The sequence below is a fragment of the Streptococcus koreensis genome, from assembly GCF_003627135.1.
Lineage (GTDB): Bacteria > Bacillota > Bacilli > Lactobacillales > Streptococcaceae > Streptococcus > Streptococcus ilei.
This window is the reverse complement of record NZ_CP032620.1, coordinates 610,449-635,601: the sequence shown is the minus strand read 5'-3', so window position 1 is coordinate 635,601 and position 25,153 is coordinate 610,449. Positions and strand designations below refer to the sequence as shown.

General features: G+C 42.2%; 22 protein-coding genes. 8 read left to right on the top strand and 14 right to left on the bottom strand.

Going from position 1 to position 25,153, the window contains the following annotated elements:
• Nucleotides 1-54: 54 nt before the first annotated feature.
• Nucleotides 55-498, bottom strand: a complete 444-nt coding sequence (gene argR / locus D7D50_RS03435) for an arginine repressor (RefSeq protein ID WP_120701473.1) — start codon at nucleotides 496-498, stop codon at nucleotides 55-57.
• A gap of 102 nt (nucleotides 499-600) precedes the next feature.
• Here argR and argS point away from each other — a divergent pair, with 102 nt between their 5' ends.
• Together argS and D7D50_RS03425 are read left to right on the top strand one after the other, a co-directional pair.
• The gene (argS, locus tag D7D50_RS03430) at nucleotides 601-2,289 is read left to right on the top strand and encodes an arginine--tRNA ligase (protein WP_120701472.1); all 1,689 of its coding nucleotides are present in this window, start codon (nucleotides 601-603) and stop codon (nucleotides 2,287-2,289) included.
• 165 nt (nucleotides 2,290-2,454) lie between these two features.
• Nucleotides 2,455-2,700 (top strand): hypothetical protein, encoded by a 246-nt coding sequence (locus tag D7D50_RS03425; RefSeq protein WP_023024726.1) that lies wholly within the window; start codon nucleotides 2,455-2,457, stop codon nucleotides 2,698-2,700.
• 73 nt (nucleotides 2,701-2,773) lie between these two features.
• Here the strand turns inward: D7D50_RS03425 and nrdI are convergent, their stop codons facing one another.
• From nrdI to malQ, 4 genes are all read right to left on the bottom strand, one after another.
• On the bottom strand, nucleotides 2,774-3,229 hold the full coding sequence (gene nrdI, locus D7D50_RS03420) for a class Ib ribonucleoside-diphosphate reductase assembly flavoprotein NrdI (protein ID WP_162614520.1): 456 nt from the start codon (nucleotides 3,227-3,229) through the stop codon (nucleotides 2,774-2,776).
• 73 nt (nucleotides 3,230-3,302) lie between these two features.
• Nucleotides 3,303-3,815, bottom strand: coding sequence for an ABC transporter permease (locus D7D50_RS03415; RefSeq protein WP_120701470.1), 513 nt, complete (start codon nucleotides 3,813-3,815; stop codon nucleotides 3,303-3,305).
• A gap of 174 nt (nucleotides 3,816-3,989) precedes the next feature.
• The gene (glgP, locus tag D7D50_RS03410; RefSeq protein ID WP_120701469.1) at nucleotides 3,990-6,248 is read right to left on the bottom strand and encodes a glycogen/starch/alpha-glucan family phosphorylase; all 2,259 of its coding nucleotides are present in this window, start codon (nucleotides 6,246-6,248) and stop codon (nucleotides 3,990-3,992) included.
• Between the two features lie 21 nt (nucleotides 6,249-6,269).
• Nucleotides 6,270-7,787, bottom strand: a complete 1,518-nt coding sequence (gene malQ, locus D7D50_RS03405; RefSeq protein WP_120701468.1) for a 4-alpha-glucanotransferase — start codon at nucleotides 7,785-7,787, stop codon at nucleotides 6,270-6,272.
• A 468-nt stretch (nucleotides 7,788-8,255) separates the two neighbouring features.
• Between malQ and D7D50_RS03400 the strand changes: the two genes are divergently transcribed.
• The 6 genes from D7D50_RS03400 (at nucleotide 8,256) to pulA (ending at nucleotide 15,846) form a co-directional block, all read left to right on the top strand.
• Nucleotides 8,256-9,512, top strand: a complete 1,257-nt coding sequence (locus D7D50_RS03400) for an extracellular solute-binding protein (protein ID WP_120701467.1) — start codon at nucleotides 8,256-8,258, stop codon at nucleotides 9,510-9,512.
• Nucleotides 9,513-9,593: 81 nt separating this feature from the next.
• Entirely contained in the window at nucleotides 9,594-10,889 is a 1,296-nt protein-coding gene (locus D7D50_RS03395; protein ID WP_023027397.1) for a sugar ABC transporter permease, read from the top strand.
• A gap of 1 nt (nucleotide 10,890) precedes the next feature.
• Nucleotides 10,891-11,733, top strand: a complete 843-nt coding sequence (locus D7D50_RS03390; RefSeq protein WP_023024736.1) for a sugar ABC transporter permease — start codon at nucleotides 10,891-10,893, stop codon at nucleotides 11,731-11,733.
• A gap of 245 nt (nucleotides 11,734-11,978) precedes the next feature.
• The gene (locus D7D50_RS03385; protein ID WP_120701466.1) at nucleotides 11,979-12,791 is read left to right on the top strand and encodes a DUF1189 domain-containing protein; all 813 of its coding nucleotides are present in this window, start codon (nucleotides 11,979-11,981) and stop codon (nucleotides 12,789-12,791) included.
• A gap of 11 nt (nucleotides 12,792-12,802) precedes the next feature.
• Nucleotides 12,803-13,786, top strand: a complete 984-nt coding sequence (locus D7D50_RS03380; protein WP_120701465.1) for a LacI family DNA-binding transcriptional regulator — start codon at nucleotides 12,803-12,805, stop codon at nucleotides 13,784-13,786.
• An 8-nt stretch (nucleotides 13,787-13,794) separates the two neighbouring features.
• Nucleotides 13,795-15,846, top strand: coding sequence for a type I pullulanase (gene pulA, locus D7D50_RS03375; protein WP_120701464.1), 2,052 nt, complete (start codon nucleotides 13,795-13,797; stop codon nucleotides 15,844-15,846).
• Nucleotides 15,847-15,880: 34 nt separating this feature from the next.
• Here pulA and D7D50_RS03370 read toward each other — a convergent pair whose 3' ends face one another.
• The 9 genes from D7D50_RS03370 to D7D50_RS03330 form a co-directional block, all read right to left on the bottom strand.
• Nucleotides 15,881-16,822, bottom strand: coding sequence for a YitT family protein (locus tag D7D50_RS03370; RefSeq protein ID WP_023024741.1), 942 nt, complete (start codon nucleotides 16,820-16,822; stop codon nucleotides 15,881-15,883).
• Nucleotides 16,823-16,895: 73 nt separating this feature from the next.
• The gene (gene aspS, locus D7D50_RS03365) at nucleotides 16,896-18,650 is read right to left on the bottom strand and encodes an aspartate--tRNA ligase (protein ID WP_120701463.1); all 1,755 of its coding nucleotides are present in this window, start codon (nucleotides 18,648-18,650) and stop codon (nucleotides 16,896-16,898) included.
• Nucleotides 18,651-18,750: 100 nt separating this feature from the next.
• A complete protein-coding gene (locus tag D7D50_RS03360; protein WP_174705350.1) occupies nucleotides 18,751-18,987 on the bottom strand; it encodes a hypothetical protein in 237 nt (78 codons plus the stop codon).
• Nucleotides 18,988-19,130: 143 nt separating this feature from the next.
• Nucleotides 19,131-20,399, bottom strand: coding sequence for a D-alanyl-lipoteichoic acid biosynthesis protein DltD (gene dltD / locus D7D50_RS03355; protein WP_120701461.1), 1,269 nt, complete (start codon nucleotides 20,397-20,399; stop codon nucleotides 19,131-19,133).
• Nucleotides 20,392-20,631: a D-alanine--poly(phosphoribitol) ligase subunit DltC gene (dltC, locus tag D7D50_RS03350; protein ID WP_006595371.1), complete on the bottom strand. Its 240-nt coding sequence runs from the start codon at nucleotides 20,629-20,631 to the stop codon at nucleotides 20,392-20,394. The genes dltD and dltC overlap by 8 nt, the downstream gene beginning before the upstream one ends.
• Nucleotides 20,632-20,649: 18 nt before the next feature.
• A complete protein-coding gene (gene dltB / locus D7D50_RS03345; protein ID WP_023024745.1) occupies nucleotides 20,650-21,900 on the bottom strand; it encodes a D-alanyl-lipoteichoic acid biosynthesis protein DltB in 1,251 nt (416 codons plus the stop codon).
• Nucleotides 21,897-23,447 (bottom strand): D-alanine--poly(phosphoribitol) ligase subunit DltA, encoded by a 1,551-nt coding sequence (dltA, locus tag D7D50_RS03340; protein ID WP_120701460.1) that lies wholly within the window; start codon nucleotides 23,445-23,447, stop codon nucleotides 21,897-21,899. The genes dltB and dltA overlap by 4 nt, the downstream gene beginning before the upstream one ends.
• A gap of 14 nt (nucleotides 23,448-23,461) precedes the next feature.
• On the bottom strand, nucleotides 23,462-23,590 hold the full coding sequence (locus D7D50_RS03335; protein ID WP_006595368.1) for a teichoic acid D-Ala incorporation-associated protein DltX: 129 nt from the start codon (nucleotides 23,588-23,590) through the stop codon (nucleotides 23,462-23,464).
• Nucleotides 23,591-23,763: 173 nt separating this feature from the next.
• Nucleotides 23,764-25,029: a S41 family peptidase gene (locus D7D50_RS03330; RefSeq protein WP_120701459.1), complete on the bottom strand. Its 1,266-nt coding sequence runs from the start codon at nucleotides 25,027-25,029 to the stop codon at nucleotides 23,764-23,766.
• Between the last annotated feature and the right edge of the window lie 124 nt (nucleotides 25,030-25,153).

Sequence of the window (25,153 nt, the reverse complement as noted above, 5' to 3'; positions counted from 1 at the left end):
AAACTGACATAAAAGGAGGGCCGATCCCTTTCTGGACTGGTCCCTCGCCCTTGACTAGTGACTAGAATGTTGGAGAATGGTCTGCTGGACCGTTTGTGCGACTTCTTGGTCCTTGCAAACAATTAAAAGGGTATTGGCCCCTGCGACGGTTCCAAGGATTTGATCATCCAAAATTTCATCGACTGCATTGGCTAAAATCGCCGCCTCTCCAAGCTCCGTCCGAACAACCAGTGTGAACTCTGCTCTCGAGACCACTTGTGCATATTGAGCAATCAGTCTAAAAATATCTGTTCGATCAGGTTCATCGGCTAATTTATAATAGAGACCACCCTTCTCTTTTACTTTGATCAGACCAATTTCTCGTAGGTCTCTGGATAAGGTTGTCTGGGTCACTCCCGCCCCTCTCTGATCTAAACGGTCTTGAATTTCTTTTTGCGTCGATAACTTCTCATGTTGGATAATTTCTCGAATCAAAAGCTGACGTTCATCTTTTTTCATTTTTGCTCCACTTTTGAATAATTATACTTTGATTATACCAAAAAGTTTGAAGAAAGGCCGAATTTTGTGATAGAATAGTAACAAAAGACCAAAGGAGCTACTATGAATCATAAAGAACTTATTGCAAGTGAATTGGCAAAAGTCATCGAAGGCTTAGACCAAGAAACTATCTTAAATTTACTAGAGCAACCAAAATCTTCAGACCTCGGAGATATCGCCTTTCCTGCCTTTTCTTTGGCTAAAATCGAACGCAAAGCTCCTCAAGCGATTGCTGCTGATATTGCGGAAAAAATCGATGCCTCTCACTTTGAAAAAGTCGTTGCTACTGGTCCTTACGTAAACTTCTTCTTAGATAAATCACAAATCTCTGACCAAGTTATCAAGGCCGTTATCCAAGCGGGTGCAGCCTATGGACAACAAGAAGAAGGTCAAGGAGCGAACGTGACCATCGACCTTTCAAGTCCAAACATCGCAAAACCTTTCTCAGTTGGTCATTTACGTTCAACCGTGATCGGGGATGCTATTTCAAACATCTATAAAAAAATGGGCTACAATACCATTAAAATTAACCACTTGGGAGACTGGGGCAAACAGTTTGGTCTCTTGATGGTCGCTTATAAAAAATGGGGTAGCAAGGAAGCTGTCGAAGCCAATCCAATCGATGAATTATTGAAACTCTATGTCCGCATCAATGCCGAAATCGAAAACGATCCTGCTTTGGATGAGGAAGGACGTCTCTGGTTCAAGAAATTGGAAGATGGAGATCCAGAAGCGACTGAATTGTGGCAATGGTTCCGTGACGAGAGTTTGGTAGAATTCAACCGTATCTACAAACTACTCGGTGTTGAATTTGATAGCTTAAACGGAGAAGCTTTCTACAATGACAAGATGGATGAAGCTGTCCAAATCCTTGAAGAAAAAGGCTTGTTGAAAGAGTCTAAGGGAGCTAGCATCGTCGAGTTGGATGATGTCAACCTTCCACCAGCTATGATTAAGAAATCAGACGGTGCCACTCTTTATATCACTCGTGATATCGCAACCGCTATCTACCGTGCACGGACCTACAACTTTGTGAAAAACATCTATGTTGTGGGGCAAGAACAATCCAACCACTTCCGTCAGTTGAAAGCTGTTTTGAAGAAAATGGGATTTGACTGGAGCGACGATATGATCCACGTTGACTTTGGTTTGGTTACAAAGAACCGCCAAAAATTGTCAACTCGTAAAGGAAATATCATCCTACTCGAACCAACTCTTCAAGAAGCCATCTCTCGTGCCAAAGCTCAGATCGAAGAAAAGAACCCTGAACTTGAAAACAAGGAAGAAGTGGCACGTGCAGTCGGTGTCGGTGCGGTTAAATTCTACGACTTGAAGACAGACCGTCGCAACGGGTATGACTTTGACCTTGAAGCTATGGTATCCTTCGAAGGGGAAACTGGACCATACGTTCAATACGCATACGCACGTATCCAATCCATCCTTCGCAAAGCCAACTTCACACCATCTGCAGATGCGACTTATAGCTTGAGCGATCCTGAAAGCTGGGAAATCATCAAGCTTCTCCAAGACTTCTCTCGTGTTGTCAAACGTGCTGCTGAAAACTATGATCCATCCTTGATTGCTAAATATGCCATCAACTTGGCTCAAGCCTTCAACAAGTACTATGCTCACACTCGGATCTTGGATGAAAGCCCAGAACGCGATAGCCGTCTTGCTCTTAGCTACTCAACAGCAGTTGTTTTGAAAGAAGCGCTTCGTCTATTGGGTGTGGATGCGCCTGATAAGATGTAATATCTTTCTTACTTTTTGATAGGAAACCGTCTTTTTTAGGGGTGAGAGGAATAGCTAAATAAGCCTTATTTAGTTCCATCTCACTCCTTTTCTCATGTTACATACACCTATATTTTTAGGAATTAGCGCTTCCCTTATCTATTATCTTATCTTCTGGAGAACCCTATGAACCAAACCGTTTACATTCTTATTTTAGTTAGTCTAGTCATTCTCTTTTTAATCAATAAATACGAGAGAGAAAAACTGCAAAAGATTTTACAAGAGCAACTCTTAAAAGATGAAACCTTCAAAGCAGGCATCAAGGAGCAAATCCAAACGACGGAAAACATCAACGATGTCATCCACGCTATCAACAAGGACTATCGCCTCGGCCTCTTACTTTCGAAAGAAATTACAGATCAATTAAAATAAGCAACAAAAGAGAGAGTGGGACAGAAATCGAATTCTAACGAATTACCGATTTCTGTCCCACTCTCTTCTAATTTTAAAAGTGATACAAGTCTTCGATAATACCAGCTACTTTTTTGATATCCCCTAGCATCCCTCGCATCTCAAAGTCTGCTAGCATAGGGAAACCAAAGCGTTGGCTGTACTGCTTGGCCGTTAGGCAATATTGATTGTTGAAGTTGCGGTTTCCAGATCCTACAACTCCCAAGCATTTAGTGGCATTGTCTCCGTAGGCAATAAAGTCTGCTACATCGGTCGTTAAAATCTCCACATCCCCATTATCAACACCATTTCCTCCTTCAAGATAGGTAGGTAAAAAGGCGATAAAAGGAGTCTCGACTTCAAAGAAAGGCTTCCCTTCTTTGACCAGGTCTTTGACATGGATTTTTTCAATAACCAAGTCAGGGTACTGCTCCCATAGATAGTCACTGAGGCGACGGACAAAACTTTCAGTATTGCCACTTAAACTGATATAGACAAAACATACTTTCATTTTCTTCTCCAATCAGACAAGCTCCTCCTTCTTTGTCTAAGACTAGGCTAGAGGAGCTTTTGAATGCTGTCATCTAAGCTGAGAGGTCGTTAGCTGGTCTATTTTTTAATTTGTAGAGAAGGATTCCCAGGTAAACAAGGGCTACAACTATACTCAAGACAAGCGCATATAAGCTAGAAGCCTGTATCAAGGTCCGCAATTTATCTGTTGTGATCACCGACATGGAAGAACGATAAGACCAGAAATTGTGCAAGCTTATTAGGACAAAGGCTCCAATTTGACCCATATAAGCATAGGTTGCCTTGACAATATCCTTTTTAGACAGGAAGAAATAGCCAACAGCAATTAAGCCCCCAATTAAAAGAGATAGCAACAACCAAGCAATCGGTCCGCGTAGCGCTACGATTAATTTTTCAAGGAAGGCTTTATATTCTTCCCGTTCAATTGCAGTGGTTAAGTTCAAAGAAGCTGCCGTTTCATCTGTGATCTCCACTTTAGCCAATCCAAAGAAGGACTGAGCAGTTAATAGAGTTCCCATCGCTGAGAGGGCTAGCAAGACATACATATAAATCGGATTTTTCTTCATTGTATTTCCTCGTTTCTAATATCCATAGTATTTATTATAACGTGAACCTAAGGGAAGCGCAAGTTTAGATTTCCCCACTAGTCCTGTACTAAAAAAGCTCCCTCTAAATCAGGATATGATCCAAAAGGAGCTCTTCTTTTCTAAGTATATTGCTTCTAGAGTACTAAAGGCAAATTAGTTCAAGTGCCAGATATCTTCGTTGTACTGAGCGATGGTACGGTCAGATGAGAAGAATCCTGCTTTTGCAATGTTGACGATCACTTTATCCAACCATGCGTCACGATCTTCGTAGTCTGCAAGCATTTGCTCTTTCACTTTGATGTAGTCTTCCAAGTCAAGAAGAGTCATGAACCAGTCTTTGTTGATCAACTCATTGTGAAGACGTTCCAAGCGTTCTTTCTTACCTACTGCAAGAACAGCGTCGCTCACGATGAAGTCAACCAATGGTTTGATAGCTTCACGAGCGTAAAATTCGCTTGATTTGTAAGCTGATTTAGCGTAAAGATCGATAACAGTTTCTGAATCTTCACCGAAGATGTAGATGTTTTCGTCTCCAACCAACTCAGCGATTTCCACGTTAGCTCCATCCATGGTACCAAGAGTCAAAGCTCCATTCAACATAAATTTCATGTTACCAGTACCTGAAGCTTCTTTAGAAGCCAATGAGATTTGTTCTGAAATATCACATGCTGGGATCAAGAAGCTTGCTGCAGTAACGTTATAGTTTTCAACCATTACCACTTGCAAGTGTGGAGCTACTGCTGGGTCATTAGCGATAACTTCTGACAAGCAAAGGATCAAGTGGATGATATCTTGTGCGATGGTATAGGCAGGGGCTGCTTTACCACCAAAGAAGACAGTGATTGGACGTGCAGGGATGTTACCAGCTTTGATGTCCAAGTATTTGTGGATCACATACAAAGCGTTCATTTGTTGGCGTTTGTATTCGTGAAGACGTTTGATTTGGATATCAAAGATAGAGTTTGTCTTGATTTCCACCCCTTGTTGTTCTTTCAAGTGACGAGCCAATTTACGTTTGTTGTGAGCTTTGATATCTTCCAATTTTGCTTTGACAGCAGCCTTATCTTCATATGAGAGAAGGTCTTCCAACTTAGAAGCATCATGGTGCCAATCGCGTCCAAGAATCTCATCCAAGTAGTGAGACAAGCTTGGGTTCGCATGCATGAGCCAACGACGGAATGTGATACCGTTTGTTTTGTTGTTGAATTTTTCTGGGTAGATGTCGTAGAAGGCTTTCAACTCAGAGTTCTTCAAGATTTCTGTGTGGAGTGCTGCTACCCCGTTAACACTGTATCCGTAGTGGATATCCATGTGAGCCATGTGTACACGGTCGTTTTCATCAATGATTTGAACAGCTGGATCTTTGTATTCTGCTTTAACACGGCGGTCCAATTCTTTGATGATTGGTACCAAGTGAGGAACCACTTCTTCCAAGAATTCAAGAGGCCATTTTTCAAGAGCTTCAGCAAGGATGGTGTGGTTAGTGTAAGCTGTCATGCTACGAACGATAGAAATTGCTTCATCAAGTTCGATTCCACGTTCAGTCAAAAGACGAATCAATTCAGGGATCACCATTGATGGGTGAGTATCGTTGATTTGTACAACTGCGTAGTCAGCAAGGTCATGCAAGTTGCTTCCTTTTTCGATCGCTTCGTCGATAATCAATTGCGCACCATTTGAAACCATGAAGTATTGTTGGAATATACGGAGTAATTCACCTTGACGGTCACTATCATCTGGATACAAGAAGAGAGTCAAGTTGCGAGCGATGTCTGTCTTGTCAAAGTTGATACCATCTTTGATGATTGAAGAATCAACTGAGTCCAAGTCAAACAAACGCAAGCGGTTTTTAGTCGCTGTTTTGTAACCAGGTACATCGATATCGTAAAGAGTAGATGTCAATGTAAAGTGTGCAAATGGCACTTGGTAGCTACGGCTTGAACGCACCAACCAGTTTTGGTCAGTCAACCATGCATTTGGAATGGTTTCTTGTTGGTTGTTTTTAAGAACTTGTTGGAAAAGACCGAAGTGGTAGTTCAAACCAACCCCGTCACCGTTCAAACCAAGTGTAGCGATTGAGTCGATAAAGCAGGCTGCCAATCGTCCCAAACCACCGTTACCAAGTGATGGTTCCAATTCTACTTCTTCGATTTCGATCAACTCTTTACCTGCATCAGCAAGTTCTTTCTTAACTTCGTCATAAAGACCAAGATTAATCAAGTTGTTAGACAAGAGTTTACCAATCAAGAACTCAGCTGAGATATAGTAAACTTTCTTCTTGCCAGTGTTGACTGGTTTTTGGCTACTTGCAAGCTTGCTGTAGTTAAGAAGAGCAAGATAAAGCTCTTCGTTACTACATTCTGCAATAGATTTATTGTAACGATTTTGTACAAATTCTTTTAATGGTAACATTTTTGTGTCTCCTGAAATTTTCTATTGGTTTGAATCCACCAAATTTTCATTGATTCGGCGATAAATGGTTGTCAAGTCAAGTAAGTTTTCCTCGACAGCTGGTGTCAATTGATCTGCTGTCATTCGCCATGACCAGTTTCCTCCAAGGGTAGATGGGAAGTTCATCCGAGCTGAACCATCCAACTCCAACAAATCTTGCATGGTAGCGATGGCCATAAAGCTGACAGAAGCAAAGACCGTACGAAGCATAGCATGTGGAACAGTTTCGTATTCTTTACGATTGGTGTAACGTGCAAGATACTCACGAGTTGGATCGTCAATCTCATTGCGGTACCATCCAAGAACCGTATTGTTATCATGCGTTCCTGTGTACATGACAGAGTTGTTTGGCGCCAAGTGTGGGCTATCGATACTTTCATCGTCAGGATTGAAGGCAAATTGAAGAATCTTCATTCCTGGGAATCCTGTACGCTCACGAAGTTCGATGACTTCGTCAGTCATAAATCCAAGGTCTTCTGCGATGATGTTCAAGTCACCAAGCTCTTCTTTAACCGCTGCAAAGAGTTTGTAGTCAGGTCCTTTTACCCATTTACCAGGTGCTGCTGTTTCAGAACCAGCAGGGATTTCCCAGTAAGACTCAAATCCACGGAAGTGGTCGATACGAACGATATCGTAGATTTTAAAGCTTTCACGCAAGCGTTCAATCCACCATTTGTAACCATCTTTGTCCATTGCTTCCCAGTCATAGATTGGGTTCCCCCAAAGTTGACCAGTTGCTGAGAATTCATCTGGTGGGCATCCTGCAATGCAGGTTGCTTTCCCATTTTCATCTGTTTTAAAGAGATGTGGATTTGCCCACATATCACTTGAATCTTCCGCTACGTAGATTGGCATGTCTCCTACGATTTCGATGTGGTTGTCGTTAGCGTATGCTTTTAATTTCAACCATTGTTTGAAGAAGAAATACTGTGTCACTCGATGGTAAGTCAATTTATCTTCCAATTGAGCGCGGTAGGAAGCAAGAGCTTCTGGTTGACGAGCGCGAATCGCTGCATCTGGCCACTCTGTCCATGCTTTTAATTCAAAATGTTCTTTAATGGCCATGTATTCAGCGAACAATTCCAACCAAGCTGCATTTTGCTCTGCAAATCGGCCAAAGTCATCCCAATCACCTGTTTTGAGAAAAGCTTCAACCGCTTTTTCTAGAAGAGGACGACGTTGCTCGAAGATCTTGGCATAGTCTACTTCTGTTGGATCTTGACCAAAATCAACTCCTTCTACATCAGATGCATCCAAGAGTCCTTGTTCAATTAAAAGATCAAAGTCAATAAAATGGGTGTTGCCTGCAAAAGCCGAGAAGGATTGGTAAGGAGAATCCCCGTAGCTTGTTGTTCCGAGAGGCAAAATTTGCCAATACCGTTGCTTGGTACGAACGAGGAAATCCACAAAATCGTAAGCTGCTTGGCCAAACGAACCGATTCCATACTTCCCAGGCAAGGATGAAATGTGCATCAAGACACCACTTTGGCGTTTTTTCATTGAGGGTACCACCTTTAGTTTAATATTTTTTTGTTTTAAGAAAATAGACGAATCTTCTATACTGTTTCTGATCCACTCCAACTCTCAGAAAGAATTGAAGAAGAGCAGTCAGCAGACATAGAACTGAATTTAACCTATTTATAAATGACCCTAGATCATCTTTATGCAACGCTTAAGGAAAACGTTTGCGTTCTTATCCATTATAAAGTAATCCTGTGGTTTATGCAAGAGGTTTCCTAAACTTTTATGTTTTTTCTGCATGTTAACCCTATGCCTAGTGTATCCCTTTCTCATTTTCTTGTCAACTATTTGTGTGTATATATAGAAGATAAAAAAATTTTAAAAAAATTTTGCACAAATGCTTGCAAACGTTTTCTCCCTGTGATATACTATTCGTGTTAAGGAAAACGTTTGTCTAAAACGTTTTCAACTAATAATCTTATTTTTATTCTTTAGGAGGAATAAATCATGAAACGCACAATTCTTCGAAGCGCTGCTGTACTTGGTACAGTTGGATTCGCATCACTTCTTTTGGTAGCTTGTGGAGGCAAAAAAGAAGATTCTTCTTCTGCTAAAAACTCGTTAACCGTCTACGTTGATAATGGTTACAAATCATATATGGAAGAAGCTGCGAAAGCTTTTGAAAAAGAAAGTGGTACAAAAGTAACTATCAAGACTGGTGACGCTCTTGGTGGTTTGGACAAATTGTCTCTTGACAACCAATCTGGTAAAGCTCCAGACGTTATGATGGCACCATACGACCGCGTAGGTGGTCTTGGTAACGACGGTCAATTGGCAGAAGTTACATTGAACAAAGACAGCAAGACTGACAAAACAACTGAATCACTTGTAACAAACGGTGGCAAAGTATATGGAGCACCAGCAGTTATCGAAACATTGGTTCTTTACTACAACAAAGACCTCCTACAAGAAGCTCCAAAAACATTTGGTGAACTTGAAGAATTAGCAAAAGACAGCAAGTATGACTTCGCTGGTGAAGAAGGTAAAAACACTGCCTTCCTTGCTGACTGGACAAACTTCTACTATGCATACGGACTCCTTTCAGGTAACGGTGGATATGTCTTCGGTAAAAATGGTACAGATCCAAAAGACGTAGGTTTGAACAACCAAGGTGCCATCGACGGTATCGAATACGCGAAAACTTGGTACGCTAAATGGCCTAAAGGATTGCAAGACACTAAAGGTGCTGCAAACTTCATCCAAACTCAATTCCAAGAAGGTAAGACAGCTGCCATCATCGATGGACCATGGAAAGCATCTTCATTGAAAGAAGCTAAAGTAAACTACGGTGTAGCAACTATCCCTACCCTTCCAAACGGAAAAGCATACTCTGCCTTCGGTGGTGGTAAAGCTTGGGTTATCCCTGCAGGTGCTAATAACCCTAAAGCAGCTCAAAAATTTGTTGACTTCTTGACTTCAACTGATCAACAAAAAGCCTTCTACGATAAGACTAACGAAGTGCCAGCTAACACAGAAGCTCGTGAATACGCTGTTGGTAAAAACGATGAGTTGACAACTGCCGTTGTTAAACAGTTTGAAAATGCTCAACCAATGCCAAACATCTCTGAAATGAGTACTGTTTGGGATCCAGCTGCAACTATGCTCTTCGACGCTGTAAGTGGTAAGAAATCTGCTAAAGATGCTGCTGACGATGCTGTTAAATTGATCAAAGAAACTATCGAACAAAAATTCGGTGGCAAGTAAAACAGTTCCCAAGGGGCTGGGAATCTTTCCCAGCCTTTCGCTGTGATGTGGCCTCTGACCGCTCACATATAAGGAGTCGATATGGAAACACAACAAAATCCAAAAAAGGCAATGTGGTTATCCCTCATTCCTGGCTTGGGACAAATCTATAACAAACAGAAAGCAAAAGGATACATCTTTCTCGGTGTAACGCTTGTCTTTCTCGCTTACTTTTTCGGGCTTGGTTTGGGGGAATTGTCCAAACTCATCACCCTCGGTACCGTCCGTGGACAAGATAACTCTCTTTTTATCTTAATCCGTGGTGCCTTCCACTTAATTATCACAGTCGTTTATTTGATGTTCTACGCTCTGAATATCAAAGATGCGGGTACTGTAGCCAAGCGGATTAATAATGGCATTCGAGTACCGATGACTCTAAAAGAGATGGTGAATGCTATCTATGAAAATGGCTTCCCATATCTTTTGATCATCCCTTCTTATATTGCTATGACCTTTGCAATCATCTTCCCCGTTTTGGTTACCCTGATGATTGCCTTTACCAACTACGACTTTAAGCATACAGCTCGCTTTACGCTCCTTGATTGGATCGGACTTCAAAACTTCACCAACATGTGGACTTTGAGTACCTTCCGTTCTGCCTTTACATCTGTATTAGGCTGGACCTTGATCTGGGCCTTGGCAGCTTCAACACTTCAAATCGTTCTTGGTATCTTGACAGCCATTATTTCTAACCAACCATTCATTAAAGGAAAACGCATCTTTGGGGTCATCTTCCTTCTTCCATGGGCGGTCCCTGCCTTCATCACTATCTTGACCTTCTCAAACATGTTCAACGATAGTATCGGGGCCATCAATGCGCAAGTCATTCCTCTATTTGCGAAGATTTTCCCATTCTTAGATGGGGTTCTCATTCCTTGGAAAACGGACCCTACTTGGACAAAAATTGCTTTGATTATGATGCAAGGTTGGCTCGGCTTCCCTTACATTTACGTCTTGACACTCGGAATCTTGCAATCTATTCCAAACGATCTTTATGAAGCAGCCTACATTGATGGGGCGAATGCTTGGCAAAAATTCCGCAACATTACCTTCCCAATGATTTTGGCTGTTGCGGCACCAACGCTCATTAGCCAATACACCTTCAACTTTAACAACTTCTCCATTATCTACCTCTTTAACGATGGTGGACCTGGATCTGTTGGAGGAAATGCTGGTTCGACAGATATCTTGATTTCTTGGATCTATAAATTGACAACGAACTCATCACCTCAATACTCAATGGCTGCTGCGGTTACGTTGATTATCTCTCTGATTGTGATCTCGATCTCGATGATCGCCTTCAAGAAACTGCACGCATTTGATATGGAGGATGTGTAAAATGAAAAATTCAGTTCAATTTAAACGCCGCCTTAATCATTTCTTGACTTACCTCTACTTGGTTGTCCTATCCATCGTCATCATCTATCCTTTGTTGATTACGGTTCTTTCAGCCTTCAAAACTGGTAACGTCAGTGCCTTTACGCTTGATTTCAGTGGCAGTCTCAGCTTTGATAACTTCCAAAAACTCTTTACGGATACCCTCTATGGCACTTGGTATCTCAATACCTTGATTATCGCCATTATTACCATGGTTGCTCAAACATCCATCATTACTCTAGCAGGGTACGCCTACAGCCGTTACAACTTCTTGGCTCGTAAGCAAAGTTTGGTCTTCTTCTTGATTATCCAAATGGTGCCTACCATGGCTGCTTTGACTGCCTTCTTCGTTATGGCCTTGATGTTGAACGCCTTGAACCACAGTTGGTTCCTGATCTTCCTCTATGTCGGTGGAGGAATTCCCATGAACGCTTGGTTGATGAAGGGTTACTTCGATACCGTCCCAATTTCACTTGATGAATCTGCAAAATTGGATGGTGCTGGACACTTCCGTCGATTCTGGCAAATCGTCCTTCCATTGGTTCGCCCAATGATTGCGGTCCAAGCGCTTTGGGCCTTCATGGGACCTTTTGGAGACTACATCTTGTCTAAATTCTTGCTTCGTGACGAAATCAACTACACGGTAGCGGTTGGTCTTCAAACCTTTATCAGCGACCAAAAAAATCAAAAGATTGCCTTCTTTGCGGCAGGTGCGATTCTGATTGCAGTCCCAATCTGTGTGCTCTTCTTCTTCCTCCAAAAGAACTTTGTTTCAGGCTTGACAGCTGGTGGGGATAAAGGATAAAATAAGGTTTTCTATCAGAAGTTTGTCACCTTCCATGAATAGGTACAACTTCCATCATTGAAAAAAAGAAGGAGAATTTTTCTCATACTTTTCTCTCAGTCACATAAATTTTATCTTTAAGGAAAGGATGGGAGTGGGACAAGGATAGCAAGTTGCTTGATTTGCTACCGGTCTCTCTCCCATCTTTGGTTAAGGATAAAATCTGTTATGCTCTCCACCATTTCGGAGATTAGAAAGGTCAATTCATGCCCTATCCATTTAATTATTTTTCTAGCCTTTTTAAGGTTAGAAAAGCATTTGCCAACCGCAAACAACTCAGTTGGTTCCAAATGATTTTTACCTCACTCTTTCTTCTATCCTTGACCCTCATTCCTGTCGCCGTTCAAAATGCAGAACTCCAGACCTACCCCTTAACTACCTTCGTTAGCGATGTCTTTGATCCCTTAACGGAGGATGTTATGAAAGACTTGAAAGAAAGTGTCCGTATTGACCAGCATGAACTAGTCTATAACAGTCATTTTGGAGTTCATAAGAACAAAGCTGGCCATGTTATCATCGGTCATCACGAAGGGACTTCATTAGGTGAAAAATTAACCCTCTATTTCGATAAGACCCAACTAGTAATTAGCAGAGAAAATAAAGAACTTGCAAGCATTCCTTATCAGGCAATTAATCAAAAGAGTCTTGAAAACAAAGATGCTTTAAGCCAAGCCATCTCCAAAGATTGGTTCCAAGCCAATCGATTGGCCGTTAGCCTCTTCCTCGTCCTCTTCTCAGGTTTCTTATCTGCTGTGAATTTTGCAATTTTAGTATTTGGAGCTTCCTTCTTCCTCTTCTTGACACGGAAGTCACGTCTCTTCTCTCTCAAGACCTTCAAAGAATGCTTCAACTTCACTCTCAACTGTCTTGGATTGCCTATTCTTGCGAGCGTCCTAATCAGTTTATTGTTCCACCAAGTCTTTACCACAATCATCTTGATCCAAAATATCCTATTTGTCTTGTTCCTAGCGCTTGCCTTCTATAAGACTCATTTCCGGGATCCAGATTACAAACCTTAGGGAGGTCTTTTATGCGTGTCACCATCAAAGATGTCGCCAAACTAGCTGGCGTTGCACCATCTACCGTTACACGAGTGATTCAAAATAAATCTACCATCAGTGAAGCCACTAAAAAGCGGGTTCGTTCTGCCATGAAAGAACTGGATTACCATCCAAACCTAAATGCTCGTAGCTTAGTGAGCCAGTCCAGTCAGGTGATTGCCCTTGTCTTGCCCGATGAAAGTGATGTGTTCTTCCAAAACCCCTTCTTCCCTACGGTCCTCCGTGGGATTAGCCAGGTCGCCTCTGATCATGGCTATGCGATTCAGATTTGTACAGGGGCTAATGAACCCCACCGCCTCGCTCAACTCAAACAAATGATTTATGGTAAGCGGGTGGATGGACTCATCTTCCTCTATTCCAAATTGAATGATCCTCTGGTTGACTTCTGTATTGAAGATAAATTTCCTTTCTTGATTTTAGGGAAAGCAACTTCCCCTTTTGTATCATTAGTCGATAACGACAATGTTAAAGCAGCCTTTGATGCGACCGAATATTTTATCAACAAGGGATACCAACATATCGCTTTCCTTGGAGGAAATAAGGAATTGGCTGTTTCTCAAGACCGCTACAAGGGTTATCAAGAAGCTCTGGCCAGTCATCAAATCCCTCTTCGTGAAGAATTGGTCAAGTTCTCCTTTGGTTTCTTGCTCGAAGAAAATTCATACCAAATCATGGATACCCTGCCTTTTGAAGAACTCGAAGCTCTCATGACAACGGATATTCTCGTTGCCGAAGGGGTCCGGCGATACCTGAGCGACAAACAAGTCGATCTTCCGATTATTTCCTTCGACTCTATTAAACCACGGATTCCAATTGATGCCTATATTGATATTAATACGGTTGAATTAGGACGTGAATCTGTCAGAACCCTACTCCAAATTATTAAGGACAACAAGGAAAACAAAACTGTTTGCTACAGACAGCTTATTGAACATTCGATTATTGAACTTTAGGAGAACCTATGACAACTCATTTTTCAGCTTATTTAGATGACCAAGACTTGATTCGCGTGGAAGGAGGAGAGAGCGTAATGGCCTCTCTTCCTTTTACATTGACGTCTGGTTCGAAAACGATTGAACTCCTGCCGACGGAGGAAGAAAAAACTCTTCGAAGCCCCCTTCCCATCGACATGAGTCAAATTTATACTCTTTCAAATGGTAAAGGAGAGTCCTGCCTCCTCCACTTCCGGGATATCGTCCGTCAACCCATCTTTGATCAGCTTTATGCTTATGATGGAGAGGATTTAGGAGCTCATTACTCAAAAGAAAAAACGACCTTTGCCTTCTGGGCTCCTATCTCTCAAGAGGTTGAGCTCTTGATCAACCAAACTGCCTACCCGATGGAGCGGACAGAAAAAGGAGTTTGGCGTCTAGTACTCGAGGGAGATTGGGAAAAAGCCTCTTATTACTACCAGCATCAGGTCAATGGTGTAACCCATATCGTTCATGACCCTTATGCCCTTTCTTCTGAAGCTAATTCAGGAGCTAGCTATGTCATCGACCGCCACAAGATTGAGCGCCCCATTCAGCGTGCAACGACACAACTGGATCCGACTCAGGCCGTTATTTATGAACTGAGTGTCCGGGACTTCTCCATGCAAAAAGAAGCAGGATTCCAACACCCTGGGACCTTCCCAGCCTTATTAGAATCTCCTAAACATGGAAACCAGACCTTTGGCTTTGACTACTTGAAATCCCTGGGCATTACTCATGTTCAGTTCATGCCCCTCTATGATTTTGGAAGCGTGGATGAAACCAACCCTGTCGCTGGCTACAATTGGGGATATGACCCTGTCCAATACAATGTCCCTGAAGGAAGTTTTAGCACCCAGCCAAATGATCCTTACCAACGGATCCTTGAGCTACAACAAGTGATTGATGCCTACCATAAGGCAGACCTCAGCCTCATCATGGACGTCGTCTATAACCATGTTTACCTCTCTGATGATTTTGCTTTTGAGCAAATTGTCCCAGGCTACTTTTATCGCTATGACCAAGACCGCCAACGGACCAACGGGACCTTCTGTGGTAATGATGTAGCTAGTGAACGGGCTATGGTCCGCAACTATATCAAACAATCTGTCAAACAATGGGTTCAACTCTACGGATTTGATGGCTTCCGCTTTGACCTGATGGGCATTCTTGATTGCCAAACCATGGTGGAAATTCAAGAAGAATTAAGCGCTATTTACCCCAACATTTACCTTTATGGGGAAGGGTGGAAGATGGATACCGGACTGGATCCTGAACTCCTGGCTCATCAATACAATGCCCGTCACCTTCGTCCTTATGGCTTTTTCAGTGACAACTTCCGAGATACCGTTAAACGAAGCATCTTGAAAGAAGGACGTGTAGAAAGTCGCTATCAGGCCAATGATCTTGCCAATATTTTGACTGGCAATGTCGGGCTCAAAGGAGCAGCCCACTTTGTGCGTCCTCAACAGGCGATTAACTATGTGGAATGCCACGATAACGCAACCTTCTTTGACTATCTCAAGGTTGAAGATCCAAACATTTCAGAGGAGAAGCGACAGGCTAAAGCCCGTCTCGGCTTGCACCTCGTCCTCTTGTCTCAAGGCGTTCCCTTCCTACATGCTGGCCAAGAGTTCTATCGCAGCAAAGGCTTAGAAGAAAATACTTACAATCTTCCAGATGCTCTAAATCAACTAGACTGGCTTTCTTCTACAGCCTATGAAAGAGATATTCAGTTCCTTCGTGAATTGATTGCCTATCGTAAAGAGGAAGACCTCCTCCACCTAGAGAAGGCCCAAGACATTCGAGACTACTGTCAAGTCACCTGGACTTCGGAAAACACTTTCTCTTACAGCATCGAAAAAGATGGACGCAAACTTCTTATCTTGGTCAACCTGGGGGATCAAGAGTGGACTTATTCACTCAAACAGCCTGCTAGATTAGCAATTGCTCACCCCCATGTTTATACTAGAGAGCAACAAATTTCTCAAAGAGAATTCACCATTCCAGCCTATAGTTGGATTTTGGTAGTACAAGCATAAAAAAATTCCTGCAAGCCTATCTTGCAGGAATTTTTTAATCCTCCACTTCGACAAAACGTCCAATAATATGAACATTTTCTGATATGGTAATAAAAGCTTCAGGATCCTCTTTTTTCATTAAAAATTTAAACTCATTAAACTCTGCTCTGGTAATAACGGTGAGCAAGACCGCTTTTTCCTGATGATTATAAGTCCCTTCCGCATTGTGGATAATGGTTGCTCCACGATGCAAACGCTTATGAATTTTCTCAATTATCTTATCCGGTTGGCTAGTGACAATCATAGCCTGCATCCGCTTCTGCTTGGTAAAGACTGCATCTGTCACTCGACTGGACACAAAAATGGTAATCATCGAATAGAGGGCATATTTCCAACCAAAGGTCATCCCTGCTATCAACATGATGGTCCCATTGACGATGAGAGAAATTTTTCCGACGTTCTTGCCCGTTCGCTTTCGAATGGTCAAGCTAACAATATCGGTTCCCCCACTGGAGATATTGTTGCGAAGCGCAAATCCAATCCCTGTCCCCATTACAACTCCCCCAAAGAGAGCATTCATAATAGGATCATTGGTCAGGGTAACCACTGGCATAAATTGGATAAAGAAGGAACTCATAGACACCGTGATAAAGGTGAAAATAGTAAACTTATGACCAATTTGATACCAAGCGATGATCATTAATGGCAGATTGATGGCATAGAATGACAAAGAGACCGGAATGGTAAAGCCTAAAAATCGATCACTAAGGGCGGATATAATCTGGGCCAATCCTGTCGCACCACTGGAATACACACGTCCCGGCTGGAAAAAGAAGTTCACAGCAACAGCAGATAGGAAGCCATAGACCAAAGAAGCCGAAATCTTTTCATCGTACTTCTCTCGGGAAATACTTTTTAAGACCCGTAGTAATTTAAAGTTATAGGCCAATCTTCGTATATAATAACGCAAGATCTTGCCTAAGCGAGTTTTTTTCATGATTATCTCTCAATTTATAAATAAAGGGAAAATCCCACAAGTAGCTTATGGTAATTTTCCGCTTTTACTTTTCTTATTCCTCAGTTTTTACTTCTACTTGTAGGCTCAACTCTTCCAGTTGTTTATCAGCTACTGTAGAAGGGGCTTGGGTCATTGGATCCGTTGCCTTATTGTTCTTAGGAAAGGCAATCACTTCACGGATATTCTCCTCACCAGCTAACAGCATGACAAAACGGTCCAAACCAAGAGCTAATCCACCATGTGGAGGGAAACCATAATCCATGGCTTCTAGCAAGAAACCAAATTGCTCTGTCGCGTCTTCTTTTGAGAAACCGAGAGCGGTAAACATCCGTTCTTGCAATTCTTTTTGGTTGATCCGAAGACTACCACCACCAAGCTCGTAACCATTGAGCACAATATCATAGGCAATGGCCCGTACCTTGGCAAGATCGCCCTCTAATTCATGAGCTGTATCTGCTTGCGGAAGTGTAAATGGATGGTGGGCACTCATGTAACGACCTTCTTCTTCAGACCACTCAAACATTGGCCAATCGACCACCCATAGGAAGTTGAATTGACTATTGTCAATGAGGTCCAATTCCTTGGCAATTCTACAACGAAGGGCACCTAGAGTTGCATTGGCCACTTCTAGTGTATCAGCTACAAAGAGAACCAAATCCTTTTCTTCCAACTGTAAAGCACTTGTCAACTCTGTTGTCACACCTGTCAAGAACTTAGCTACTGGCCCATTTAAAGCACCATCAACTACCTTGACCCACGCTAGACCTTTTGCCCCATATTGCTTGGCTACTTCAGTCATCTTATCGATATCTTTACGAGAATAGTTGTCTGCTGCGCATTTAACAACGATGGCTTTAACGGCAGGTGCTTCTGAGAAGACCTTGAAGTCTACACCCTTTACAACTTCTGTCAAGTCTGTCAAGAGCATCTCAAAACGAGTATCTGGTTTGTCAGAACCATAAAGAGCCATAGCATCGTCGTACTTCATCCGTGGGAAAGGAAGTGTCACTTCGATTCCCTTAGTTTCTTTCATAACACGTGCGATTAAACCTTCCGTAATATCTTGAATTTCTTGCTCTGTCAAGAAGGAAGTTTCTAAATCGACCTGCGTGAACTCTGGTTGACGGTCGCCACGTAAATCTTCATCACGGAAACATTTGACGATTTGATAATAACGGTCAAAGCCAGCATTCATCAACAATTGTTTGGTAATTTGAGGGCTTTGAGGTAAGGCATAAAAGTGACCCTTGTTGACGCGAGATGGTACGAGGTAGTCACGCGCCCCTTCTGGAGTTGATTTAGAAAGGAATGGTGTTTCCACATCAATAAATTCCAACTCATCCAAATAATTACGGATAGAATGGGTTACCTTGGCACGCAATTTTAAGTTTTCCAACATTTCTGGACGACGCAAGTCCAAATATCGATAGCGTAGACGAGTATCATCGTTTGCTTCAATGCCGTCCTTGATCTCAAATGGCGTGGTTTTTGCAGTATTGAGGATAGTCAAGGAAGACACATGCATTTCAACCTGACCTGTTGCAATTTTATCATTCGCTTGCTGTCTGGCAGCAACTTGACCTGTCACTTCGATAACATATTCGCTACGAAGACTCTCGGCCGTTGCCATGACTTCCGAACGAACAGTTTCTGGATTGATGACCAATTGCATAATCCCTTCACGGTCCCGCAAATCAATAAAGATCAAGCCACCCAAATCACGGCGTCGACTCACCCATCCTTTGAGGGTTAGTTCTTGTCCAATGTGTTCCTCGCGAACACGCCCAGCATACATGGAACGTTTCATTGTATTTTTACTCTCCAAACTAATATTCTTCTTTCTATTTTACCATAAAGCCTGTTAGATAAGTGCTTTCCCAGAGATTTTTCCAGAAAAAACAATTTTTTTATTCAGCTTCTTTCTTGGTTGGAGCTTTCTCTTTTTTTACCTCTTCATCATATAGCGTTGGGGCCAACATTTTCATCAGACTTGCTGTTCCAAAACGCATGACAGCTGCCAAGACTCCAAATATTGGAGCCAAGCTACGGAAAAAGAAATCTCCTCTGACTAATTGGGTGATGAGGCCCGTAATTAGAAAGATCACTATTCCTTGAAGAATCGCATGAAAAGCTATTTTCTTCATTGTTTTCATCTTGTACCAGTTCCTCTCGTGTATTAGACAGACTTATCCACAGGTTTGTGGATAAGTCTGTGAATATGGGGATAAGTTCATTCAAAACCATAGGAAAAAAGGTTGAGACTGGGTATTCTCAACCTCTTCGCATCTTACTTAAATTGATCCGGCTGACCTTTATAGTTAGCCCAGTCCTGACTTAAGAAACGATTGTTAATCTTGTATTCAGGGGCAGGTTGAGGGTTGGAGACAAAAGGATCAACTGCTTTATCAAATGCCAACCATCCATTCCAGCCCATATGAATGGTATCTTGCATAAAGTAGGGTTTATCACCATCTTTAGAAAAATCAGCAATATGGGTAAAGCCTTGACTTTCTAATTGGTAACGGATTTTTTCAACTGTCCGTTGATACATTTCTTTACTCAAACCTGTATAGGCCATCCATTTAGAGTTAACTGGAGGGATGACAAATATCACATTGGTTTTCGATTGAGCAAACTGATCCAAGACGAGTTGTAAATCATTGTATTCTGGAGATTGCTCATAGGATTCATTCTTTTGGAATCCTTTGAGTTTCTTTAACTTACTTGCAAGTCGATGGTTGTAAAAGCTATTACTAATGCCTAGTTTGTTATTATTGGTTTTCTTTTTGGCTTCCGCAGTCGCTACCTCTTCCAAAGCTTCGTAAGAAAATGTATCTGGCAAGTCATCTAAGCGAGAGAGTACTTTTTTCTCATAGTTGCTATTGTTCATTGCCGTAAAGTTGCTAAAGAAGGCATCCTCCCGACGAACAAAGCGCATGAGGGTCTGATTGAGTCCTTTTTCAAAACCAGATAGATTCTGACCCTTGGCCAACTTCTGAACTTCTCCCTGCATAGCAACATTAGGGTATTGTTGCAAAAGACGGGACGCTGCATATTGGCTTGCTGGTCCAGCTTCATGGTTGGCCAAAAAGCTAGTTAATTGATCGCTGTTAAAGTATTGCTGAAAGGCTGATGAATCATAGCCATCCTTAGTAAACCACTGGGGTGATACCACATAGACAGCTGTTTTCCCTTCTAGTTGAGGAAGAATTTGCTGCATCCCAAAATATTGGTTCAAGGACGCTGCTCCTCGTTGCCCTAGAAAATACGGACGATAAGAGCGATCATACTTCTCAGCTAGTACTGCTGGGTGGACGATATCAAACCGCAACCATTCGCTGGAACCAAAGAAGGGTACAAAACGATAGTTAGGATCCCCGAGCGCTTCTTCTTTGCGGGCACGACTTTTAAAACCTTCTGCTGTCAAGCTCACTGCGGCCTTTTTCTCTTCTGTCAAATCATGTTTGTGGTTAATCGGATAGAAAAAGAGAAGGGTAGCGACCAGAGCCATAGCGCAAAAGACAGGACCCAGAATCAGCCACAATCGTTTAAGCATTCTGAAGCTCCATGACACCTTCTACGATTTTGTTGGCTGTGTTCCAGTCATCACGACCAAATTCAGATACAGGAACCCGAATATCGAAGCGGTTTTCCAATTCCACAATCAACTCAACGGTTCCCATGCTATCAAGAACACCCGCATCAAAGAGATCCTCATCCATCATATCTGAGACATCTTCCATAAACAATTCGTCAATAATTTCAATTACTTGTGATTTTACATCCATTTTTCATTTTTCCTTTTCTTATTTCATTTTTGGAAACCATTGCTGATCCAAGAAACCTGAGAAAATCAGGAAGGACAGCATAACGGTATTGAAAGTAATAAAGATACCAAGAGCCTGGGTCCAGCGATTGTCTGGTAGGGGCTCCAGTCCTTTTGCTTTGCGTTCTTTATTGATGGTCTTTTTCTTCCGCAACCAAGCGTCGTTGATTACAAGACCCAGACCGTGGAAGAGACCATAGGCTACATAATACCAGGTCACCCCATGCCAGAAGCCCATGACCAACATGTTAATGATATAGGCAACGTTTGACGTTGTAATCCGACTCTGAAAGACCTTGTTGCGCATCAAAACCATGACTAGACGCATAAAGACAAAGTCACGGAACCAGAAGGACAAACTCATGTGCCAACGATTCCAAAATTCCTTTAAGTCACGTGACTTAAAAGGGAGATTAAAGTTGATTGGGCTCTTAATTCCCATCAAATTAGATGCCGCAAGGGCAAACATAGAATAGCCTGCAAAGTCAAAGAAGAGATCCAAACCAAAGACATACATGACCCCTAAGGTGCCTAGGTTAAAGATTCCCCCTTGAAGAAGGGCATAGGTCTTGACGTGTCCTAGTAAGAGATGGCCAAAGATATGAGCTAGAATAAACTTATAGAGGAAGCCAAGCATGATATACTTGACGCTCTGCTCCAACATATCTAGAAGCTCATCTCGATCCGGAATCGTCAGATAATCTTCATTGAAGCGTTTGAAGCGGTCGATCGGCCCACTTGAAAAAGTCGGCATAAAGAGCAAGAAACGCAAGAATTCCCAGAGACTAAAGTCTTTGAGGGTTCCGTCTCGCATCTCGATAATCATGCCCACTGCTCGGAAGGTCAGATAAGAGATCCCAAGGAAGCCCATCCAAGACTGGGTGCCATCAATGGCTGGTTGCACCTTCACAAAAACCAAGGGCAAAACGACCAAGAAAGAGTGGAGGTAAAAGACCCACTTGTTGTCACGCTGGCTTCGATAGAATTTATAGGAGTAGACCCAAAGGATTTGCCAAAAGAGGTAGAAAAGAACCGCATAGATTTGTTTCAAATCCGTCCCTGTCAGCATTAGAACAATAAAGGCGAGACTGACCAAGGCTTCATAGACTGGGAATCGCTTTTTAAAGAAGAGGCCAACAAAGATGGGCAATAAGGCCCCAATCAGATAAATAAAGTAGACCGGGGTCCCATAGGGTTCTAAATGAGGGAGCTGTTTCAAAAACTCGATCATCGGTTGTTAACCTCACTAATCAACCCTTTGATGTCGATTTTCCCGTTTGGAGTTAGCGGTAAACTATCACGGTAAAGGAATTTTGAAGGCATCATATAAGACATCATGATGTGTTCCAAATCTTCCTTGATGGCTTTCGTAATATCAATCTCGCGTTCAAATTGCTCTTTGACGCCATCTTTTAAGATGACATAGGCCAAGAGATTTTGAACCTTATGATCTTTGTTGTAGCGTGGCACTGCAACAGCCGAGTCGATGTACTGAGATTTGTTCAAGTTTTGAGAAACATCTTCTAGCTCAATACGATAGCCGTTAAACTTGATCTGGAAGTCCATCCGACCACCATAGAGAAGAAGACCTTCATCTGTCATGGTACCAACATCTCCCGTATGGTAGGCTGGAAGTCCTTCAAATTCGAAGAAGGCTTCTGCTGTTTTCTCTGGATTATTCATATAACCTTTTGAAACAGCTGGTCCAGACACGATAATCTCTCCTTGCTCTCCATTTGGTAATTTGTTTCCTTCCTCATCAATGATGAAGGTTGGAGAATCTTCTTTAGTATAACCAATTGGCAAGCGTTTAAGAGTCGCTAGCATCTCATCTGTGATAGCAACTGCCGACAAAGCTACCGTCGCTTCTGTTGGTCCATAAGCATTGATAATCCGAGCATTTGGGAAACGCTCGCGCAGTTTTTGAGCCGTTTTAACCGTTAACTCTTCCCCATCAAAGTAGAAATGGGTAATGCCTGGCATCTTTTCAGCATTGAAATCTTCAGACAACATGGCCATATCTGCAAAAGATGGCGTTGAAGTCCAGATAGCAATCGGAAGAGAAAAGATGGTCGCAAAGAGTTGTTTAAAGTCTTGAGTAATGGCTGATGGAAGGGCAAAAAGGGTCCCTCCAAGAGCTAAGGTTGGTGCCCAGTACATGACAGACAAGTCAAAGGAATAGGGTGGTTGCGCCAACATTTGCGGACGCTCTGGCGTCGCAAATTCCTTGTCAGTAATCATCCAGTTGGTGAAGCTGAGCAAGTTGTCGTGCGAAATTTGCACCCCTTTTGGTTTACCAGTTGTCCCCGAGGTAAAGATAATGTAGTAGTTATCATCCCCTTTGACCGGATGTTGCAAATCATACGCATTCTGAGCAGCATAAGCTTCACGCACTTGCTCCAAAGACATAACTGGAGCAGCTGGGTTTTCAATTGGAAACTCATTGATAGCGATAATTAAGCTTGGCTCAGCTACTTCAACAATAGCAGACACGCGTTCCAAGGCAGAGTGGCTGTCGATTGGGATATAAGCATGGCCAGATTTTGTCAGGGCCACAAAGGTTGCCAACATTTCATATTCTTGTCCACCAAAGACCACAACAGGTGACTTTTCAGGAAGTCCCATTTGGTCAATGTGGGCCGCTAAGCTATCTGAATCAGCCTTCAATTGGCCATAGGTATGCTCTTCTCCAAGGACATTGTAGACAGGATAGTCTGGTTGCAGTTGGGCGAAACGTTCAATCGCCTCAATCATATCAGTAATTGGTTGGTTTGACACGGTAGGGATCTCCTTTAAAATTCATTGTAAATAAAGCCGCCTTGACCTTGACCAAGGTAACTAAAGAAATAGAGTAGGGCTAAGAAAATAGCGAAATACAAGATTGTTTGCCCTATAAATTTATAAAGTGTTTTATGTTTCATCTTTTTCACTCTTCATTTTGATTATCACTGACTATTTTACCATTTTTTGTTCAGTCAAAGCAATCCAAACACAAGGAAAAAATACTAGAAAACGTTACCATAAGAGACAATTGAGATCTGCCCTTAAATTGATTGCTTTTCTGATTTAAGTCAACCATCATCTAATCTAAGCCTTATTTTGCCGTTCCGCGACTCTGACGAATCAATTCCAAACACTTGTCTACTTCTACGTCTCTTTCAAAATGAGCTGGAGTCCAGGGAATTTCTATATCCGGTTCAACACCTTTATCCGTCATTCCTCTACCTTGATCTACGCTTAGACAGCGAGAAGTAGGAAACATCAATCGATAATCACCATAATCAACGGTACAACAATTGGAATAGTCTAAAATTCCGAGAGTTGGTCTACCTACCACCGTTACCTTCTTAAACTGCTTCATCATCTGGACAAAATTGTCCCCAGATGAAGCACAATAGATATCTGATAAGATAAAGATCTGTTCGGGATATTGGCCGCCTCTAACCTCTGGGAAGAATTCCTCGTTTTCTTGCTGGTACAGCACATAGCCTTTGCCCCGATAGCGGAGTAGATCCTCTTTCATCTCTTCAAGGAGTTTAATTGTTTCGGAACTAATCTCTTCCTGTTGCATCCAGTCCTCAAAATCCTTCAAGCGTAAGTCGACATTACGTTCCGTGTAGAGAATTTCCATGCCATCATCATCCCAGTCAAGCGAATCATAGCCCTGACCCTTCTCTAAGCCTAGATGTAATAGAGGGAAATATAAAGAATCTGTCCCTCCACCGTTCTGTCGGACATCAATGAGAAGGAACTTGACTTCCGTCATCATCGGTAAACACTCTTGGTATAAGCGACTAATAGCTTCTTCATCCATAAAGTTATCCAGACAAAGATAAAGAATGTCATCGTCTAACCGTTTCCAAAAAATCTGATCTTGGATCGGCTCTCGACTGGGCGCTACTTCAATGGTCTTTTCTACCCCTTCTCGAAGCAGGGTGACTCTTTTGGACTGAGAGACCAAATCCGCCCATTCTCGGTAGTGTCTTTCGGGGGTCTTACTTATAAAATAGTCCTTATGAAGAGACGCCACCTGCTCCAAGTCACTTCCATCCAGACCTAGGATCTGATCCCCTGCCTGGAGACCAGTGTCTGCATGCGCCTTTTCAACATAAAGTTGATGGTCCATTACACGTAAGAGAAAGCCTTTCTGACCAGCTTTTTTATTCTGAAAGGAGATGTGCCCAATAATACCAAAACTGGCTAGGTAGGACCTGACTTGATAAAGAAAGGCATCATCCGCCATATCATCTGTTATTTTTTCCCGAAAAGGCTCTGGATCACATCCTTTTCGATCTTTGATAGTAGATGAATCGTGAGTCATAATGGAGACGATATCTTCAAAAATAGCTCTCTTTCTCATGCAAGACTCCTTAATTTTTTTAGAAACAGTATACCACTTTTCCTTAAAAAGTTCTTAAACCCCTAAAAAGAGGCTGGGACAAAAGTCCTAGCCTCCTCGCTTCAAATAAGATCACAACGAGCTA

What these genes read in the sequence shown, in the direction of transcription:
- argR (WP_120701473.1), bottom strand. Translation starts at nt 498, where the DNA reads ATGAAAAAAGATGAACGTCAGCTTTTGATTCGAGAAATTATCCAACAT.
- argS (WP_120701472.1), top strand. Translation starts at nt 601, where the DNA reads ATGAATCATAAAGAACTTATTGCAAGTGAATTGGCAAAAGTCATCGAA.
- D7D50_RS03425 (WP_023024726.1), top strand. Translation starts at nt 2,455, where the DNA reads ATGAACCAAACCGTTTACATTCTTATTTTAGTTAGTCTAGTCATTCTC.
- nrdI (WP_162614520.1), bottom strand. Translation starts at nt 3,229, where the DNA reads ATGAAAGTATGTTTTGTCTATATCAGTTTAAGTGGCAATACTGAAAGT.
- D7D50_RS03415 (WP_120701470.1), bottom strand. Translation starts at nt 3,815, where the DNA reads ATGAAGAAAAATCCGATTTATATGTATGTCTTGCTAGCCCTCTCAGCG.
- glgP (WP_120701469.1), bottom strand. Translation starts at nt 6,248, where the DNA reads ATGTTACCATTAAAAGAATTTGTACAAAATCGTTACAATAAATCTATT.
- malQ (WP_120701468.1), bottom strand. Translation starts at nt 7,787, where the DNA reads ATGAAAAAACGCCAAAGTGGTGTCTTGATGCACATTTCATCCTTGCCT.
- D7D50_RS03400 (WP_120701467.1), top strand. Translation starts at nt 8,256, where the DNA reads ATGAAACGCACAATTCTTCGAAGCGCTGCTGTACTTGGTACAGTTGGA.
- D7D50_RS03395 (WP_023027397.1), top strand. Translation starts at nt 9,594, where the DNA reads ATGGAAACACAACAAAATCCAAAAAAGGCAATGTGGTTATCCCTCATT.
- D7D50_RS03390 (WP_023024736.1), top strand. Translation starts at nt 10,891, where the DNA reads ATGAAAAATTCAGTTCAATTTAAACGCCGCCTTAATCATTTCTTGACT.
- D7D50_RS03385 (WP_120701466.1), top strand. Translation starts at nt 11,979, where the DNA reads ATGCCCTATCCATTTAATTATTTTTCTAGCCTTTTTAAGGTTAGAAAA.
- D7D50_RS03380 (WP_120701465.1), top strand. Translation starts at nt 12,803, where the DNA reads ATGCGTGTCACCATCAAAGATGTCGCCAAACTAGCTGGCGTTGCACCA.
- pulA (WP_120701464.1), top strand. Translation starts at nt 13,795, where the DNA reads ATGACAACTCATTTTTCAGCTTATTTAGATGACCAAGACTTGATTCGC.
- D7D50_RS03370 (WP_023024741.1), bottom strand. Translation starts at nt 16,822, where the DNA reads ATGAAAAAAACTCGCTTAGGCAAGATCTTGCGTTATTATATACGAAGA.
- aspS (WP_120701463.1), bottom strand. Translation starts at nt 18,650, where the DNA reads ATGAAACGTTCCATGTATGCTGGGCGTGTTCGCGAGGAACACATTGGA.
- D7D50_RS03360 (WP_174705350.1), bottom strand. Translation starts at nt 18,987, where the DNA reads ATGAAGAAAATAGCTTTTCATGCGATTCTTCAAGGAATAGTGATCTTT.
- dltD (WP_120701461.1), bottom strand. Translation starts at nt 20,399, where the DNA reads ATGCTTAAACGATTGTGGCTGATTCTGGGTCCTGTCTTTTGCGCTATG.
- dltC (WP_006595371.1), bottom strand. Translation starts at nt 20,631, where the DNA reads ATGGATGTAAAATCACAAGTAATTGAAATTATTGACGAATTGTTTATG.
- dltB (WP_023024745.1), bottom strand. Translation starts at nt 21,900, where the DNA reads ATGATCGAGTTTTTGAAACAGCTCCCTCATTTAGAACCCTATGGGACC.
- D7D50_RS03335 (WP_006595368.1), bottom strand. Translation starts at nt 23,590, where the DNA reads ATGAAACATAAAACACTTTATAAATTTATAGGGCAAACAATCTTGTAT.
- D7D50_RS03330 (WP_120701459.1), bottom strand. Translation starts at nt 25,029, where the DNA reads ATGAGAAAGAGAGCTATTTTTGAAGATATCGTCTCCATTATGACTCAC.